We start from the raw sequence: 16,882 nt of genomic DNA, 5'->3' as shown, positions 1-16,882 counted from the left end.
TCCTGCCTATATCGACGCATGGCTCTGCTTTTTCGGTCCCTTCGGATAGGCGACCCATCCGGATGGTTTCAGATTTAGACGGACCCTGAGCCGCAAAGCATCTACCTGTATTAGAACATCCATAGCGGTCCTGCTGCACCCTGACCTGCCCCTGAATCCGCCACCTAAGGAGTCCCAAGCCATCGCATCCCGATCCACCTCCCGCAACTCCAGCCGCCCACCCGCACGAAGCCCCGGCGGCGGCTTCGGCCCTTTCCTGCTTGGCTTCCTGCTCTGTGCTGCCCTCGCCGCAGCCGCCTGGTTCTACTTTCATGGCGAAATCCCCTTCGCCCACTCCACCAAAACGACGGCCAAGTCCGCTGCTGGCCAGCCTGCGGTCCCGCTCGCATCCACGCCTGCAGCTCCCAGCCCCGCGCAGCCCAAGCCTGCCTTCCACTACCTCCAGCCACCCTTCGGCATCGGGGAGGACGTCTTTGAATCCGGAGCAAAGGTCTACACCGCCCGCTGCGCCGCCTGCCACGGAACCCCGGCCCACGACGGCTCTCTCGCCACCTCCACAAGCCCGCCAGCCCTTCAACTCTGGCGCAAGCGAGCCACCGGAACCGCCGTCGGCGATTCAGCCTTGGAGCCCGGGGAGATCTACTCCAAGACCCGCTACGGCATCCCCCACACCGGCATGCCCGCCTACAAAGCCCAGCTATCCGACACCCAGATCTGGCAGATCGCCCTCCTGCTTAAGAGCGCCAACCAGCCTCTGCCAGACCCGGTCCGAGCTCTTTTGACCTCGGGTCGGTAGTAGACGATCAAGGGGTAACACCCTTTGATCGCAAATTGGTAATACCTGTTTTCACATAGTTCGCTGAAAATGCAGCAAATTTGGTGCTCTCCCACCAGACTTGTTTCTCATTAAGATTTCATTGCCAAAGGTTGCAAGATAGGCTTACTATCCGTTTCGTTCTAGGTTCAGTGTCCACTTTTTGACACGCGCCAAGGCAATCTTCGAGGCCACTCGAGTACGGAACAGCTTTTGCAATCAACCAACGCGTGACTGGGCAGCAAGACCCATCAGCGTGCTTTGGAGAGAATCACCATGTCGTGGTATGCCTACTGCATCGCAGAGCGTCAGTCGTTTCCAGAACTTGCCCGCCACCGCCGTCCGGTCCCCCTCAATGGAGTCGCCGGTCTCTTCGGTAATCAGACGTTCCTCTTCCCCGCAGGTGAGCTTGCGGTCATCGTTTCAGAGCACGGCCCCGCAGATTCCGCACGCATGGATCAGCAGGCAGCCAAGGATCACGCCCGCGTCATCGCGGACTGCTTCAAACTCTCCACAGTCCTGCCTTTCCGCTTCGCCACCACCTTTCATGATGACGATAGCCTCCGCCGCTCCGTCCGTTCCAATCAGCGCCAGTTCCTGGCCAATGTGGAACGCCTCCGCGGCAAAGCAGAGATGCACCTCAAGGTCCTCGTAGACGACACCTGCCCCGGCAACTCAGCTCGTGACATGACCGTCGGCCTCCAGTACCTGACCAGCCTCCGCGAGTCCGCCGGTCGTCAGCGCGAGCGTCAGTCCAAGGCTCGAGCTCTCTCCGTCCAGATGCATCGCATGTTTCTCCCCATCGCGGAGGAGATCACCTGCAAGCGCATGGAGTCAGGCAAACTGCTCCTGGATATCGCCCACCTCATCGACAACAAAACGGTGGAGCGTTACCAGAATAAGTACTCCTCCGCCACCCAGGAACTGAAGGAGTGCCGCATGCAGCTCTCCGGTCCCTGGCCTCCATACCACTTCGTCCACCGCACCAGCGGAGCCCAAACCACTCACGCATAATTGTTGGCAAAACATACAAAAAGCCCTCCCACCCCGGGAGGGCTTTTCTGCGTTTACGATCCGCTAGCCATCAACGAAGCAATCACAACTATTTCGCAGCTCCAGACAACCCGGAAAAATGGCCTGTCCGGCCACGTAAGACTACCCCAGCCCCATCATGGGCATCTCTCTAAAGGAGTGAAGAAGCCAGACCCTGTCTGATCCTTCGTCACGATCAGCTTCGAGTGCTCAAGCACCCAGGAATGACGTAGCAGGAACCAGGAGAACGAAATGATTCGCAGCACCTTCCGCACCTTCCTCCCCACCCTTTTTCTCAGCGGCATCACCCTCACAGCATTTGCCGGCGCACAGGAAGCCAATCCCACCAGTGTTCAGGCCCCGCCGGCCGCAGCCGTCACCCAGAACGGCGAGGTCTTCTTCTACAAGGTCAAAGCCGTCCAGCGCGATATCGACGCCGTCAACTACTTCCACCGTAGCGGCTCCACGAAGGTCCGTTTTGAGGGCACCAACCTCCTGCCCAACGGCAAGGGTGAAGCCAGCGTCAAATCCGATCGCGGCGGTATCTCCATCCACGCCGAGTTCAAGGGTCTCACGCCCGCCAACGGCTTCGGTCCCGAGTATCTAACCTACGTCCTCTGGGCCATCACGCCTGATGGCCGCCCCCAAAACCTCGGTGAAGTCCTCCCCGACGGAACCAAGAACAATATCGACGTCACCACCGCACTCCAGTCCTTCGGCCTCATCGTAACTGCCGAGCCTTACTTCTCCGTCACAACCCCCTCAGACGTCGTAGTCCTCAAGAACGTCATCATCGACGACAAGACCCAGGGCGTCCTTGAAAAGGTCAACGCCCACGCCACCCTCATGCCGCGCGGCATATACGCGGAAGAGACGGACGGCGCTCACACCATCTCCCACCCCATCACCCGCGACGAAAAGTCCCCGCTTGAGCTTTACGAGGCCTATAACGCCGTCCGCATCGCCCAGCAGAACGGCGCAGACAAGTACTCGCCTGACACCATGGCAAGCGCCAAGCAGGACCTGAAGAACGCCTCGGACATTGACTCCGGCAAGCACCGCGACGTCAAGATGGAGATCACTTACGCCCGCCAAGCCGTGCAGCGTGCGGAAGACGCCCGCGTCGATACCCTTCGCAAGAAGGCCGCGGAGCGCCAGCGCAACGCAGAGATTGCCAAGAACGACGCCCAGCAACAGGCAGCCCAGTCGCAGGCTCAGGCTGAAGCAGCGCGCCTCGCGGAACAGAAGTCGGCGCTTGACGCGCAGAAGTCTCAGCTAGCCGCCCAGCAGGCCCAACTTGCCCAGGCCAACGCAGACGCACTCGCCGCCCAGGCCCGCAACAAGGAGCTTGAGGCCAACCAGCGTGCCGACGCAGCCAACAAGCGTGCCGAGTCCGCCGAACAGATGCGTGAACGCCTGCGTGCCCAGCTCAACGAGGTCCTCCAGACCACAGAAACCTCCCGCGGCGTCATCGTCAACCTCTCGGACGCCCTCTTCGACACCGGCAAGTACACCCTCAAGACCAACACGCAGGTCTCGCTCGCCCGCGTCGCCGGCATCCTCCAGTCCTACCCTGGCCTGAAGGTGCAGGTGGAGGGCTACACCGACATCGTCGGCTCTGACGCCCTCAACCAACGCCTCTCCGAGAACCGCGCCAACACCACGCGCGACTTCATGGTGAAGCAGGGCGTCCCCACCGATAGCATCAGCGCCGCCGGCTACGGCAAGGCTGATCCCGTAGCGGACAACGGCACGGCAGCAGGCCGTGCCCAGAACCGTCGCGTCGAACTCGTCGTCTCCGGCGACGCCATCGGCGTCAAGCAGTCAGCACCCACACCAGCCCAGTAATCTAACTCCCGCTCCAACCCGTGACCCCACGATCGTTTATCGTGGGGTTACCTGCTTAGTTCCCCAACATCCAGGAGACCCATGCAATCCCTTCGCGGCAAAACCGTCCTCATCACCGGCGCAAGCTCCGGCATCGGCCAGGCCACGGCCCTCGAGTTCGCCCGCCAGGGCGCACGCCTCCTCCTCTGTGCCCGCCGCCTCGACCGTCTCACCGAACTCACGCCCCAATTCACTGAAGCCGGAGCCGAGGACGTTCTCAACATCCGCCTAGACGTCCAGGACCGCGAAGCCGTCGCCAAGACCCTCGCCGATCTCCCCGAGAACTGGCGCACCATCGATATCCTCGTCAACAACGCCGGCCTGAGCCGCGGCCTCGCCAAGCTCTATGAGGACGACCCTCAGAACTGGGAAGAGATGATCGACACCAACGTCAAGGGTCTTCTCTACGTTACCCGCGCCATCGTCCCCGGCATGGTCGAGCGTGGCTCCGGCCAAGTCATCAACCTCGGCTCAACCGCCGGCCACCAGACCTACGCCAACGGAGCCGTCTACTGCGCCACCAAGGCCGCAGAAAGAGTCATCACGGAAGGCCTCCGCATCGACACCATCGGCAAGGGCATCCGTGTCACCACCGTCGACCCCGGCATGACCGAAACCGCCTTCAGCGAGGTCCGCTTCCACGGCGACAAGGACAAGGCCGAAAAGGTCTACCAGAACATCACGCCGCTCCAGCCTGAGGACATCGCAGACGCCATCGTATGGGCCGCCACCCGCCCCGCACACGTCCAGATTCAGACCATGGTCCTCACCACCATCGACCAGGCCAACTCCACCACCTTCAACCGCCGGAGCTAGCGGAACAGAACGCTACAGGTGCAGCGTCCACCCCAGCTCCGTCAGCTTCTCTTCCACATCGGCCAGCGCGTTTGCAAGCGCTGATCGCCGATGCGGACTTGAAGTCCGTTGCGAAAGAATAAACTCCCGCTGCAGCTCAAGCTCCTGCCGCTTCCGTCTGCTCTCCGCGTCCGCCCCATGATTACCCTGGGGCTTCTGCGTCTTAGGCTGTGATGCCGCCACTTCAGCCTCAGCCTGCTGACCTTCGACCGACTTGCTTTCCCATCCTTGAGCCATGGCCTCATTCTACGCCGCCCTCGCCCAACACCCCCTTTATAATGATCCGGGAACCCGGAAGGACCAATCTTGATCGTTGAAGTGCAAGGCCTCAGAAAGGTCTACGAGGGCAAACAACAGGTCACCGCAGTCGACGGCATCGACCTCAGCGTCGGCGCCGGCGAGATCTTCGGCCTCCTCGGCCCCAACGGCGCAGGCAAAACCACCACCATCAGCATCTGCACCACCCGCGCCCTTCCCACTTCGGGAATCGTTCGCATCGCCGGCGTAGATGTCGTCAAAGACTCCGCCCTGGCCCGCCGATCCATCGGCGTAGTCCCCCAATACAACACCCTGGACCGCGCCTGCACCATCGCAGAAAACATCAGCTTCCACTGCCTCTACTTCGGCTTCTCCCGCGCCGACGCCCGCGCCCGAACCGCCCAGCTCCTGGACCAGTTCCACCTCACCGAGCGCACCGGCGCCTACCCCCAACAGCTCTCAGGCGGCCTCGCCCAGCGCGTCCAGATCGCACGCGCCATCGCCCACCGCCCCAAAGTCCTCTTCCTGGATGAACCCTCCGCCGGCCTCGATCCCCAATCCCGCATCGCCATGTGGGACGCCGTCCGCGGCCTTCGCGATGAAGGCATCACCGTCGTCCTCACAACCCACTACATGGAGGAAGCAGACGAGCTCTGCGACCGTGTCGCCATCATCGATCACGGCAAGATCCTCGTGCAGGACACCCCCGCCGCCCTCAAGAACTCGGTAGGCGCGCAAAAGGTCTACCAACTCCACCTCCGCGACCACGACTCCACCGCCGCCCTCCTTGAAACCCTCCGCAAGCTCCCCGGCATCATCACTGCGGAGAACCTCTCGGACGGCGTGCGCGTCCTCGCCCACAACGCAGACGGCCTCCTCTCTGACGTCGTCGGAGCCGCCAACCCATACGGCCTCCGCGACCTCACCATCACAGAAACCAGCCTCGAAACCGTCTTCATCCAACTCACCGGCCGCGATCTTCGCGAGTAAGAGGCCCCACCATGAGCACCGCCCTTGAAACCAGGCCCGCCACCCAACCCGCAGGCTCCAACCTCGCCATGTACGCCCGAGCCTTCGCCGGCCTGTACCTCCGCGACCTCTACGTCCTCCGCCGCGAGCTCTTTCCCTTCGCCGTCCGCGTTTGCATGAACCCTCTGCTCTTCCTCTTCGTCTTCACCTACATCATGCCGCACATGACCAACGGTGCAGCCATGAACCCAACCGCACGCTTGGCCGGCAGCAGCTTCTCCACCGTCCTGCTCCCCGGTCTCATGGCCGTCGCCATTATGTTCTCCGGCATCGCCGCCGTAGCCCTTCCGCTCGCACAGGAGTTCGGCATCACCCGTGAGATCGATGACCGCGTCATGTGCCCGCTCCCCGTAGCCTTCGTAGCCATTGAGAAGATCGTCTTCTCCGCCATGCAGAGCATCATCGCCGCCGCCATCGTCTACCCGCTCGCCCGATACATCCCGGCCACCCCGGCCGTCGCCCACGTCACCAGCTGGCCCTTCCTGATCCTCGTGCTCATCCTCGCCAGCCTCGTCTCCGGCGCGCTCGGCCTCACCATCGGCACCAGCGTCAAGCCGCAGCAGATCGGCCTCATCTTCGGCGTGGTCGTCGTGCCCATCACCTTTCTCGGCTGTGTCTATTACCCCTGGGCCGCGCTAGGCCCCATCAGGTGGCTCCAGATCGGCGTCCTCTTCAACCCCATCGTCTACATGAGCGAAGGCCTCCGCGCCGCCCTCACCCCCAGTCTCAACCACATGCCGGAGCCCCTTATCCTCGGCATGCTCTGCATCTTCCTCGCCCTGCTCACCTGGCTCGGGATGAAGGGCTTCATGCGCCGAGTCATCGGCTGACACAATCCGTTCCAAACCATAAGGACTCCCATTGCGCACGCCCATTGCACTCCTCCTGCTTGCCTTCGCCCTGCCCCCCACCTCGCCCGCACAGAAACACTCCAACTCTCATCGCCCCAAGGTTGTCATCATCAGTCTTGACGCGTTCCCGGCTGAGACCCTTCATGATCCCTTCATAGCCGCACCCACACTCCATCGCCTCATGAAGGCCGGCGCCTACGCCCGTTCCATGCAACCCATCAACCCCACCGTCACCTGGCCCAACCACACCTCGCTCATCACCGGTCAGGACGCCAGCCACCATCACGTCCTCGTCAACGGCCTCATCGTCGATCAACGCACTGAAAAAGATGCGCGCATCGATGCCCAGGCCTCGAAGGATCAACTCGTCGCCGTCCCTACCCTCTACGATCTGGCCCATAAAGCCGGCATGACCACCGCCGAGGTCGATTGGGTCGCCATCATGCACGCCCCCACCATCGACTGGAGCTTCGCAGAGAAGCCCAACCCGGACGGCATCATTGAACGAGAACTCATCGCCGCCGGCACTGCAACCCGCGAAGAGTTAGCCAAATTCAACACACCCCGCCAAGCCTGGCGAGACCGTCTCTACACCGCCGCCGCCGTCGACATCCTCCGCAAGCACCACCCGGACCTCCTCATGCTTCACCTCCTCGCACTGGACAGCATTGAGCATCATACCGGCTTCGGCACGGACGCCGACTACAACACCATCGCCTTCCTCGACGACCGCGTCAAAGACATCATGGAAGCCGTCCAGGCCAACGGCGACACCGCACGCACCACCTTCATCATCGTCTCGGACCACGGCCAAGCCAGCGTTCACAAGCACCTGCATCCGTCGTTCCTCCTCGGTGACGCAGATCTTGAAAGCCCATCCTCTCCCACCCCCACGTCCATCATTGAAGAGGACGGTTACGCCCTCCTCTATCAGAAGAACTCCACCCCCGCCTCGCTTGCGGATCTCAAGAAACTCTTCGCAGGCAAGCCCGGAGTCAGCGCCGTCCTCCCCCCGGATGAGGCTGCACGGCTAGGCTGGCCAACCCCCGCTCAGACCACCCAGGCCCCGGACCTGCTGCTCTACGCCGCGGACGACTATAGCTTCACCGAAGAAAGATCAGACGCCTTCGTCACAGACTCTGAGCAGCGCGGCGTCCACGGCTACCCCAACACCAACCCCCTCATGCAGGCCATTTTCATAGCCCAGGGCGCAGCCATCCAGCCCCGCGGAGAGTTCCCCGCAATCTCCAACCTTGACGTAGCCCCCACCGTAGCCCACATCCTCGGCCTCACCCTCCCCGACGCCCAGGGCAAGCCAATCCTCGAAATCCTGAAGTAGAAACCGTTTGTCGCTAGCAACGTTCCTCATGCAAACATTGCCATGACTAAACGTTTGTCCCCACCAACGTCCGTTACCATCAACGTTCGTGACTACCGAAGGTTCGTCACCACCAACGTTCGTCATTCTGGCGAAGCCAGAACCTCAGTATCTGCCGTTGCTGTTGTCTGTTCTTCTCTAAAAGACAAGTAGTTCATCCAACATTGCGGCCGGCCCGCCACGAAGCCCACGGCTCGCCAAACCATTCCCTGCTTACAATCAACAGAACCCCTGCGACCCACAAGAAGTGGCCTGGCAACGGAGTCAGTGACGAGACCCAGATGGCCAGCCATGTTGCTGCAAGACACGCAACAATCACCGAAGCGCAAAGAAACTGCCAATAGCGGTTGGGGATTAGGGAGAACATCAACAGCGGATTGATAAGTCCAGTCAATCCGAAGAGGAAGATGACCCCGGACCCCGGTCGGGGGTGCAGAAACGTCCGGGGTAGCAGCAACAGCATCAGGTTGGCTTGACGTGCACACCACCATCCCACTTCCACGCCGGAGGGCCCCCAGCCCCCGCCGGATTTTATTGAGATGCCCGGAAGCGCCAACGCAACCAGGATCAGACACACCCCAGCTAACGTACGCACGTTCTCATTTCGCGTTGGCCGAACAAACTCCATCGCTGGAGTATCGTCCAACATGCCAGGTTGCGACACTACCCATAAGCGTCATGCCGGCTTAATCCAGCATCGCAAAAAGCTCAGGCAGTCAAGGTAGATCGGCGTACCCGCAATCTCCAGGCGGGTACCCTCAGCGATCTTCAGCCCCTTGGCACCATACGTCATTGCCACCCGGTCGACCGGATCGAACACCCATAGATTCTTAACACCCATCGCCAGGTAATCGTCGAGCACCCTAATAGTCCCCGTGATCCGATCCTCACGCGAGAGAATTTCGATGCACAGGAGCGGCGGCGTTACCCTCACCCGCTCGATCGCTCCACCCCGCTGAATGATGCAAACATCAGCAATCCGCACCCGCGTCTCCCCGACCCGCGTCCTCTGTTCCGTCAGCACCCGGACCCCCCACTCTCGTCCACGGTTGAAGAACCACGCACCGAGTGCCGCCTGCAGATTGCTGTGCTCGTACTCGCCCCCGTTCCGCTTCTCAAGGACGCCGTCCACAAAATCGCAGTCAGGATGGTAAGCCGTATGGAGATACTCCTCCATGCTGATCGATGCAGGAATGATCTGGGTCGAAGCTACCATTGGTCCTCCGCCGCTCTAGTATGCTCCTGACTCTAAACCGCCGCCGCCACCATCATCTTGCTCCGCAGCGAATCCGCAATCAGCTTCCCATGGAATCTTCCGTTCTCAATGAAGATCTCGTTCGTCCGCTCGCCCGCCACGATCACCCCCGCAAGATAGATTCCCGGAACATTCGATTCAAGCGTCCCCTCATCGCACACCGGGCAGCGGTCATTCGCCTCATCCAGCTTCACTCCAAGCTTCTCAATGAACTCAAAATCCGGGTGATACCCCGTCAGCGCAAACACAAACTCATTCGCAATCGTGACCTCGCCCGCCGGCGTCTTCAGCGTCACCGTGTCCTCTGAGATCTTCTCCACCGTCGATCCAAAGTAAGCCGCAATCTCGCCGTTCTTCACTCGGTTATTGATGTCCGGCAGAATCCAGTACTTCACATGCCGATGCATCTCCGCACCGCGATGCACCAGCGTCACCTTCGCCCCATGCCGCCAGAGATCCAGCGCCGCAATCGCAGCCGAGTTCTTCCCGCCGATCACCAGCACGTTCAGCCCGAAGAACGGATGCGGCTCGTGATAGTAGTGCTTCACCTTGCTGAGCCCTTCGCCGTCGATCCCCAGGTAGTTTGGCAGATCGTAGTAGCCCGTCGACACAATCAGCTTCCGAGCCCGCAGCGTACTCCCACGCTCAAACCGGTCCGTCATATGCACCGTAAATTCACCGTCGAACCCCGCAACCCGATCCACCGTCTCATACTGCCGCACATCCAGCCTGTAATGCTCGGCTACCTTGCGGTAGTACTCCAGCGCCTCGTTGCGCGTGGGCTTCTGGTTCGGGCTGGAGAACGGCATATCGCCAATCTCCAAAAGCTCAGGCGTCGTAAAGAACGTCATGTGCGCCGGATAGTGAAACAGGGAGTTGCACAGGCATCCCTTATCCACGATCACCACGGAAAAACCGGCCCGCTGCGCATCGATCGCGCACGCCAGACCGGTCGGCCCCGCACCAATCACAAGAACGTCATAAATCTTCGCCGAAGCATCCATAGTCACATCCTATGGATGCGCAGCCCACCCCACAAGGTTCGCGATGGTTACTCGTCCGGCGTAACCAGCTTGTGTGCAATCGCAAACAGCGCCAGCTCCAGCCGCGTAGACACGCCTGTCTTATCGAAGATGTTCGACAGATGCCGCTTCACCGTCTCTTCAGAGATCGTGAACTGCTTCGCCACATCCTTGTTCGAGCAGCCCTCAACAATGCACTGCACCACCTCGAGCTCCCTCGGCGTCAGCCCGTACGTCTTGCGCTCCGGCACCTGCGCCGCCTTCTGCATCAGCTCGTGCAGCGCCTTCAGCAGGTTTGCCACGCGCTCGCCGCCGATCCAGTAATCCCCGCTCAGCACCGCACGCAGCGCCTCGGAGAGATCGCCCGAAACAGCATCCTTCAGCACAATCCCGCGCGCGCCAATCTGCAGTGCCTCAATAATCTGCTGCGTCGAGATCGTCGCCGTCAGCAGAATAATCTTCACCCGCGGCGACTTCGTCATGATCGCCCGCATCGCCTCCAGTCCCGGCAGCCGTGGCATATTCAGGTCCAGCAGCAGAATGTCCGGCTCCAGCTCCAGCGCCTGCTGGATCGCCACGTCGCCATCCTCGGCCTCGCCCACGACCTCAAAGCCCGGCTCGTTCATCAACATATTCTTAACGCCAAACCGCACGACCGGGTGGTCGTCGGCCACGACGATGCGGATCGAACCGGCCGCCGGGGCAGCCTTCCTGCGAACGGGCGTCTTCTCAGCGGATGCGGTCTTCAACATTGTCTTCTCCAATGGTCTACTCCCAGTGCAAATCGATACAGGTCAGTCGTGCGCGTTTAGAATACGCCGCAGCCGTGCCGACGCCATCAGGAATTGTTCCAATGTCCTTACATTGCCATCACTTGGCGGTCCATCTTCTTCCATGGCGCTCGCCATCGAAGCCAGCTCCAGCGCTCCGACAAATCCACATCCACCCTTGATCGCATGCGCCGCCTTCGAGTAAGCCTCGCCGTCGCCCGCAACCGCCAGCTCCTTCATTGCCTCAGCCCTCCGGTCCGCATCGTCCAGGCACATCGCATACAACTGCAGCAGTTGCTCCCGAGGCATGCTCGCCGCCAGCGTGCCATATGTCGCCTCGCTCAGAGCATAGTTCTTTTCCATCCCCGCTTCATGTTCCGTATGCAACACCTGCGGCGATTCCATCGTCAACATCGTCTTCAACTCCTCGACCCCAAACGGCTTCAGCAGAAACCCGTCAAACGCCGCCGTCTCATCCACACTCACCCGGCTCCCGCTCATTGCGATCACCTTCGTCGCATCCCCGCACATCCCGCGGAGCTTCACCGCTAGCGCATTCCCATGTGTGCCTTCCATACGCATATCGGCCAGAATCGCATCCGGGTTTACCTCTCCGCCTTGTAAAAGATCCAGCGCCGCATCCCCGGATTCCAACGCCAAAGCATGAAATCCAGCCTCCGTCGCGAACAGCACCAGCAGCTCCCGGCTCACCTCATCGTCGTCGACTATCAGGACCTCATGCACAGTTCGCACCTCAGGCTCAACGCCTACAAGGTACCAGACACTTTGGTAACCTGCTTATCCCTCGGAAGTGTTAGATGTGCGCCGAACCACAAGCGCAAACTCATTCCGCTCCAAATTCACAGGAAGAGGTAAAGTAACCCCATGCATCCGGACCCGGCGAACCCGTCAGAGCCCACCCCAGACACCCTCGCGTCGCTCGCCGCACGCATCGCCGCCCTCGAGCGCCAGCTCGCCGCCCTCCAATCCCCCCAGCCAATCCCCACCGCCTTTGCCGCCCAAACCGCCCCCATCCAGCCCTCCCCCGAACCCCCACCAATCCCCATCCCACCCCCGCGCCCCAAACAATCCTTCGAAGACCGCCTCGGCTCCCAGATCTTCAACCGAATTGGCGTCATCGCCCTCCTCATCGGCACCAGCCTCATCCTCAAGCTCGCCATCGAGCACGGTCTCATCGGCCCCGTCGCCCGCATCCTCATCGGCCTCGCCGCCGGCGTCGCCCTCGTCCTCTGGTCGGAGCGATTCCGCCGCAACCACTTCGCCGCCTTCTCCTACTCCCTCAAAGCCGTCGGCACCGGCGTCCTTTATCTCACCCTCTGGGCCGCCTTCCACCTCTATCACCTCCTGCCCGCCCCCATCGCCCTCGCCGCCATGATCCTCGTCACCGCCTGGAACGCCTGGATGGCCTTCACTCAGGACGCCGAGCTCCTCGCCGCCTACGCCCTCATCGGCGCCTTCGCCACCCCCGCCCTCCTCTCCACCGGCGGCGACCACGAACTCTTCCTCTTCTCCTACCTCCTCGCCATAGCCCTCGCCGTAGCCGCCCTTCTCCGCCTCAAACCCTGGCCCCGCCTCATCCTCGGCTCCTTCCCCGCGACAGTCCTCTACTTCATAGCCTGGTACTCCGACCACTTCTACCAGCCCAACAACGCATCCCCCATCGCCCTCACCTCCGCCTTTCTCATCGCCTTCTTCGCCGCCTACACCATCCCCACCCTCACCCTCAAATCCACGGAAGAGCAACCACAGGCCTACAAACTCATCCCTCTCGCCCTCATCCTGGCCAACACGGCTTTCCTCGCCCTCGGCCTGTATTCCGTCCTCCAGGACACCGGCCATCACGACCTCCTCCCCTGGCTCATGCTCGCCCTCGCCTCCATCTCGCTCGGTCCCCGACGTCTCCAGCAAAGCCCCGCTGCCGCAGGCATCCGACTATCCCTCGCCGTCACCTTCCTCACCATCGCCATCCCCCTCAAGGCCTCCGGCCGCTGGATCACCATCGGCTGGCTCGTAGAAGGGGTAGCCCTCCTCTGGACCGCAGCCCGCCTCAGCCCGCGCGCAGAGCCCGAGCCTCCCTCGCCGCTAGCCCCCCACCGCATCATCCGCCTGCTAGCCTGCGCCGCCCTGACTTTAGGCTTCTTCGGAGCCGTCAGCCTCCCCTTCTGGCTTGATCTCGAACCCACCATCCACCAGGCCATCCTCAACTCCCGCTTCGCCACCTCCCTCGCCGCAATCGCCGCCTTCGCCCTCGCCGCCTGGATCGCCCGCACCGCCTCGACCAGGTCGTCATCCACCCCAGACCGCCTCTGGCCCACCATCACCATCGCCACCATCCTCGCCCTCAACCTGGTATCCCTCCAGGCCGGCATAGACGAGATCGCAACCTTCTGGAACTCTACCGGCCACACCCACGATTCAGCCTTCCAGACCGCCCTCTCCATCTCCGCCTTCCTCATGGCTTACGGTGCCGCCCTCCTCGCCGCCGGCTTCTGGCGACGCACCGCCTTCATCCGCTGGCAGGGCCTCATCCTCCTCGTCATCGCCATCTCCAAGACCTTCCTCTACGACGTCCGCGACCTCTCCGAGGGCTATCGGGTAGCCAGCTTCATGGGCCTCGGAGCCCTCCTCATGGCCGTCAGCTTCGCCTACCAAAAAGACTGGCTCAACCTCCGCCAACCCGACCCACCCCCTCTCGAATAGGCAAGGATGGGTCGTCTAAGTAAAAATGTGTCGTCATTCTGGCGAAGCCAGAACCCCCGTATTGGCTTTTGCACTTGCCGTTGTCTGTTCTCACATTTCCCCGGCTCCAATCTCCTCGCCCCACCACAACCGGGTGCCCCACGTCCCGCTTCTGGGACGTGGGTTTCCACAAATCCCCCACTAACTCTGAGACAATAACCACCTTGTTCAAACCCCTCCAACTCGCCGCTCTGGCCTTTGCCTTCCAGGCTATCCCTGCCCCCCACCCACACCCCATCCACTTCGCCTACCAACGCCCCGTCACCCTCCCCGCCGGCCAGACCTCCCGCACCTGCGTCACCCTCGACGCCCCCGTCTTTGCCCACTCGAACGCCACCCTCTCAGACCTCCGCCTCTACACCGGCTCCGCCGAGGTCCCCTACGCCACCACCATCTCAGAGTCCTCCCTCGAACCCCCAGAATCCGCCCGCATCCTGAACCTCGGCGAACGTTCAGGCCGCATTACCTTCGACCTCCAGATGCCCCCCCGCTCCTATACCCAGGTAGTCCTGGACCTGACCGGTGCCAACTTCCTCGCCACCGCCCACGTCACAGGCCTGCACTCCGCCGACGATAAATCCGGCACCACCCTCGGCGCCTTCACCCTCTTCGACCTCACCGCCCAGCACCTCTCCCGCAACACCACCATCCCCCTCCAGGAATCCAGCTTCCCCTACCTCCACATCGATCTAGCCGTAACCCCCGCCCCCGCATCCCCCCCGCAAACCTTCTCGCCCACCATGGTCCAGGGAGCCCAGATCCCCCCCACCCGCGACGCCCAGACCCTCTACACCGCCGTCGCCGAGACCTCCGCCTTCACCCAGCAGGAGACTCCCCAACTAGGCCGCGCAACGGTAGCCGACATCACCATCCCAGCCCGCATCCCGGTAGAGCGCATCACCTTCACCCTCGCCCCCGGCTCCAAACTGAACTTCAGCCGCCCCGTCCGCATCACCGCCACCCCGCAAAAGGAAGGGGTCATTCTGAGCGCAGCGAAGAACCTCAGTAGTTCGCTTGAAGCGCCAGACCCCGCCAGCGGAGCACCCGAAACCATCACAGGGGAGATCACTCAAGTCCGCCTCATCGCAAACGGTCCGGAGATCCACCAGGAACGTCTCAGCATCCCCGCCACCCTCGGTGCCAACCTCCACGCCCCCGCCCACATCCAGATCGCGATCCAGAACGGCGACGACAAGCCCCTCCCAGTAGCCGCCGTCCGCCTCGAAATGCGCCAGCGCAAACTCTGCTTCGACCCACCAGCGGGCGCAGCCGGAGGTAAGGCGGAACCGGTGACATTGGCCTACGGCGACCCCGCCCTGACCCCACCCATCTACGACTACGCCCGCCTCTTCAATCCCGCCGCCCCCACCCGCCCCGCCATCCTCGGCCCGGAGCAACCCAACCCCAACTACATCCCCCGCCCCCAGCAACTGCGACCCTTCACGGAACGCCACCCGGAACTCCTCTGGGTAGCTCTCCTCGCCGTAGTAGCCGTACTAGGCGTCATAGCCTTCCGCTCCGCCCGCACCGTCAAGCCCTGAAAACTCGCGACTCGAAACTGATCAATGCCAAGCCGTTGTCTGTTCTTGCACTTCGCGTGCCCGCCCCAAACTCCAGCCGCCCGCGTCATTGCCTTTGCTCTTGCCCTTTGTCTGTCATTCCCAAAGGGAATCTGCGTTTGTCCTTACTTTCCCTAAGGCTTCAACTCCTTCAAATAAGCCGCACTCAAGGTCCCCTTCGTCTTAGCCGTCTCCATCAGCGTCGGATAAAACTGCACAAACGTCGTATCCACCGCAGCATGCTCCTCATGGCACGTATAGCAACCCGCCGGCCGCGCAATCAGCTTCCCACTCACCTGGTTATCAAACCCATAGAACCCCCATCCACCCTTCACATGTGCTGAATCAAGCACATGCACCTCCAGCCCCATCAACTCGCTGGACTCCGTCTTCCCCCGCTTGTTGATCGACTTCGCCCCCTCCGCCCCCCGGTTTTCGAGCACCAGCACCGTCCCCTCCGGCCAATGCCCCGTAGCCTTGAATGCGCGGTAGGCAGAAGGGTTCACAAACACGTTATTGAACATCGAGTGATCCGGCGCCGCATCCGAGCTATAGCTCATATCCAATCCCGAAGTCAGAAACACCCAATCCCGATAATCCGCTGGAAATTTCATCTCCCCATTGGCCAGATAACCCGGCCCATCGTTCACCATCGGAGCATGTTGAGAAGGCTGAAGCGGAGACAAAACAGCAAGCAAAGCGACGAGGGCCAGACGCAAAGAAGTTCCTCTTTCCAGGAGCAGGGGTTTTCAGACTCTACGCCAATCCACCCTCGCCAGTTCCCAAAATCTTCCCCTCCAAGACCACTCACTCACCCAATCCGTCATTCTGAACGCAGCGAAGAACCTCAGTAGCGGCTTTTGCCGTTGCCTGTTCTTGCTGTTGCCTGTCCTCGCCGCTGCCTTTAAGGGCTCGGCTTGAGCCATGCCACGGAACTCAAGCACCATCCCCCAAAGCAACCCCCCCCCAAATCCAAGCTCCGCAACTTGCTAAGAATGAGCAAGTTACAACTATTTTTCAAGACTTCACGGGCAAAATCACGTGTCAAGCCCCCCCGGTCTTCAAAAAATCATCTAACTAACTCATACCAAACCACTTTCACCCCAAAAATAAATGGCGTATTTACCCCCGCCAACTCTGTACAATTAAAGCAGACCCCAAAACAAGAGAAAGCCCCGCCGCAAAGAGGAACCCAAGTCACCCAAGTCACCCAAGGTTCCCCTCTTATCGCGTTGCTTTTATCCCTTTTTATCCTCGTTACGCCTTGCCCTTTGCTAAACCATCTGAAATGAAAACTTTACCAGTAGGCACCCTCGATTTCACTGACCTCCGCACCCAAGTCCAGACCTAAGTCCAATGAATGGAAGACTTTGCGTACTTTCGCCGGGGGTGGGGTACACACTAAGCACTAC

Annotated in this window: 15 protein-coding genes; 9 read left to right on the top strand and 6 right to left on the bottom strand. The window is 61.3% G+C overall.

The genetic code is table 11. From position 1 onward, the window contains the following. The first annotated feature begins 85 nt into the window (after positions 1-85). The 4 genes from ACIX9_RS27550 to ACIX9_RS15095 all read left to right on the top strand — a co-directional run bounded on the left by ACIX9_RS27550 (position 86) and on the right by ACIX9_RS15095 (position 4,549). The gene (locus tag ACIX9_RS27550; RefSeq protein ID WP_083808458.1) at positions 86-796 is read left to right on the top strand and encodes a c-type cytochrome; all 711 of its coding nucleotides are present in this window, start codon (positions 86-88) and stop codon (positions 794-796) included. 294 nt (positions 797-1,090) lie between these two features. After that, positions 1,091-1,828, top strand: a complete 738-nt coding sequence (locus ACIX9_RS15105) for a GvpL/GvpF family gas vesicle protein (protein ID WP_013581362.1) — start codon at positions 1,091-1,093, stop codon at positions 1,826-1,828. Positions 1,829-2,098: 270 nt separating this feature from the next. After that, on the top strand, positions 2,099-3,694 hold the full coding sequence (locus ACIX9_RS27420) for an OmpA family protein (RefSeq protein WP_013581361.1): 1,596 nt from the start codon (positions 2,099-2,101) through the stop codon (positions 3,692-3,694). 81 nt (positions 3,695-3,775) lie between these two features. Then, complete coding sequence (locus ACIX9_RS15095) at positions 3,776-4,549, top strand: SDR family NAD(P)-dependent oxidoreductase (RefSeq protein ID WP_013581360.1); 774 nt, start codon at positions 3,776-3,778, stop codon at positions 4,547-4,549. A gap of 12 nt (positions 4,550-4,561) precedes the next feature. Here ACIX9_RS15095 and ACIX9_RS15090 read toward each other — a convergent pair whose 3' ends face one another. Beyond that, a complete protein-coding gene (locus tag ACIX9_RS15090; RefSeq protein WP_157477598.1) occupies positions 4,562-4,825 on the bottom strand; it encodes a hypothetical protein in 264 nt (87 codons plus the stop codon). Positions 4,826-4,894: 69 nt separating this feature from the next. Here ACIX9_RS15090 and ACIX9_RS15085 point away from each other — a divergent pair, with 69 nt between their 5' ends. Genes ACIX9_RS15085 through ACIX9_RS15075 form a run of 3 tightly spaced genes read left to right on the top strand, consistent with a single transcriptional unit; the run spans position 4,895 to position 8,065 of the window. Further along, positions 4,895-5,836, top strand: a complete 942-nt coding sequence (locus ACIX9_RS15085) for an ABC transporter ATP-binding protein (RefSeq protein WP_013581358.1) — start codon at positions 4,895-4,897, stop codon at positions 5,834-5,836. An 11-nt stretch (positions 5,837-5,847) separates the two neighbouring features. Beyond that, positions 5,848-6,705: an ABC transporter permease gene (locus ACIX9_RS15080; RefSeq protein ID WP_013581357.1), complete on the top strand. Its 858-nt coding sequence runs from the start codon at positions 5,848-5,850 to the stop codon at positions 6,703-6,705. Between the two features lie 31 nt (positions 6,706-6,736). Further along, positions 6,737-8,065 (top strand): alkaline phosphatase family protein, encoded by a 1,329-nt coding sequence (locus tag ACIX9_RS15075; RefSeq protein ID WP_013581356.1) that lies wholly within the window; start codon positions 6,737-6,739, stop codon positions 8,063-8,065. A 715-nt stretch (positions 8,066-8,780) separates the two neighbouring features. Here the strand turns inward: ACIX9_RS15075 and ACIX9_RS15065 are convergent. From ACIX9_RS15065 to ACIX9_RS15050, 4 genes are read right to left on the bottom strand one after another with little or no spacing between them, the layout of a single operon-like run. After that, on the bottom strand, positions 8,781-9,320 hold the full coding sequence (locus ACIX9_RS15065; RefSeq protein ID WP_013581354.1) for a Uma2 family endonuclease: 540 nt from the start codon (positions 9,318-9,320) through the stop codon (positions 8,781-8,783). Between the two features lie 32 nt (positions 9,321-9,352). Continuing rightward, positions 9,353-10,363 (bottom strand): YpdA family putative bacillithiol disulfide reductase, encoded by a 1,011-nt coding sequence (locus ACIX9_RS15060; RefSeq protein WP_013581353.1) that lies wholly within the window; start codon positions 10,361-10,363, stop codon positions 9,353-9,355. A 47-nt stretch (positions 10,364-10,410) separates the two neighbouring features. Next, positions 10,411-11,133: a response regulator gene (locus ACIX9_RS15055; protein WP_013581352.1), complete on the bottom strand. Its 723-nt coding sequence runs from the start codon at positions 11,131-11,133 to the stop codon at positions 10,411-10,413. 42 nt (positions 11,134-11,175) lie between these two features. Further along, entirely contained in the window at positions 11,176-11,895 is a 720-nt protein-coding gene (locus ACIX9_RS15050) for a response regulator (protein WP_013581351.1), read from the bottom strand. A 141-nt stretch (positions 11,896-12,036) separates the two neighbouring features. Here ACIX9_RS15050 and ACIX9_RS15045 point away from each other — a divergent pair, with 141 nt between their 5' ends. After that, a complete protein-coding gene (locus ACIX9_RS15045) occupies positions 12,037-13,872 on the top strand; it encodes a DUF2339 domain-containing protein (protein ID WP_013581350.1) in 1,836 nt (611 codons plus the stop codon). A 203-nt stretch (positions 13,873-14,075) separates the two neighbouring features. After that, entirely contained in the window at positions 14,076-15,452 is a 1,377-nt protein-coding gene (locus ACIX9_RS15040; RefSeq protein ID WP_041597141.1) for a DUF3999 family protein, read from the top strand. Between the two features lie 152 nt (positions 15,453-15,604). Here the strand turns inward: ACIX9_RS15040 and ACIX9_RS15035 are convergent, their stop codons facing one another. Beyond that, complete coding sequence (locus ACIX9_RS15035) at positions 15,605-16,084, bottom strand: cytochrome P460 family protein (RefSeq protein WP_232298729.1); 480 nt, start codon at positions 16,082-16,084, stop codon at positions 15,605-15,607. Positions 16,085-16,882 lie beyond the last annotated feature (798 nt).

The sequence above is a fragment of the Granulicella tundricola MP5ACTX9 genome (assembly GCF_000178975.2).
Taxonomy (GTDB): Bacteria; Acidobacteriota; Terriglobia; order Terriglobales; family Acidobacteriaceae; genus Edaphobacter; species Edaphobacter tundricola.
Note: the sequence above shows the minus strand (reverse complement) of the source record. Positions and strands in the feature narration are given on the sequence as shown.

Bases quoted from the DNA above. Each gene is read 5' to 3' on its own strand.
- ACIX9_RS15105 (WP_013581362.1), top strand. From the start codon at position 1,091: ATGTCGTGGTATGCCTACTGCATCGCAGAGCGTCAGTCGTTTCCAGAA.
- ACIX9_RS27420 (WP_013581361.1), top strand. From the start codon at position 2,099: ATGATTCGCAGCACCTTCCGCACCTTCCTCCCCACCCTTTTTCTCAGC.
- ACIX9_RS15095 (WP_013581360.1), top strand. From the start codon at position 3,776: ATGCAATCCCTTCGCGGCAAAACCGTCCTCATCACCGGCGCAAGCTCC.
- ACIX9_RS15090 (WP_157477598.1), bottom strand. From the start codon at position 4,825: ATGGCTCAAGGATGGGAAAGCAAGTCGGTCGAAGGTCAGCAGGCTGAG.
- ACIX9_RS15080 (WP_013581357.1), top strand. From the start codon at position 5,848: ATGAGCACCGCCCTTGAAACCAGGCCCGCCACCCAACCCGCAGGCTCC.
- ACIX9_RS15065 (WP_013581354.1), bottom strand. From the start codon at position 9,320: ATGGTAGCTTCGACCCAGATCATTCCTGCATCGATCAGCATGGAGGAG.
- ACIX9_RS15060 (WP_013581353.1), bottom strand. From the start codon at position 10,363: ATGGATGCTTCGGCGAAGATTTATGACGTTCTTGTGATTGGTGCGGGG.
- ACIX9_RS15055 (WP_013581352.1), bottom strand. From the start codon at position 11,133: ATGTTGAAGACCGCATCCGCTGAGAAGACGCCCGTTCGCAGGAAGGCT.
- ACIX9_RS15045 (WP_013581350.1), top strand. From the start codon at position 12,037: ATGCATCCGGACCCGGCGAACCCGTCAGAGCCCACCCCAGACACCCTC.
- ACIX9_RS15035 (WP_232298729.1), bottom strand. From the start codon at position 16,084: ATGAAATTTCCAGCGGATTATCGGGATTGGGTGTTTCTGACTTCGGGA.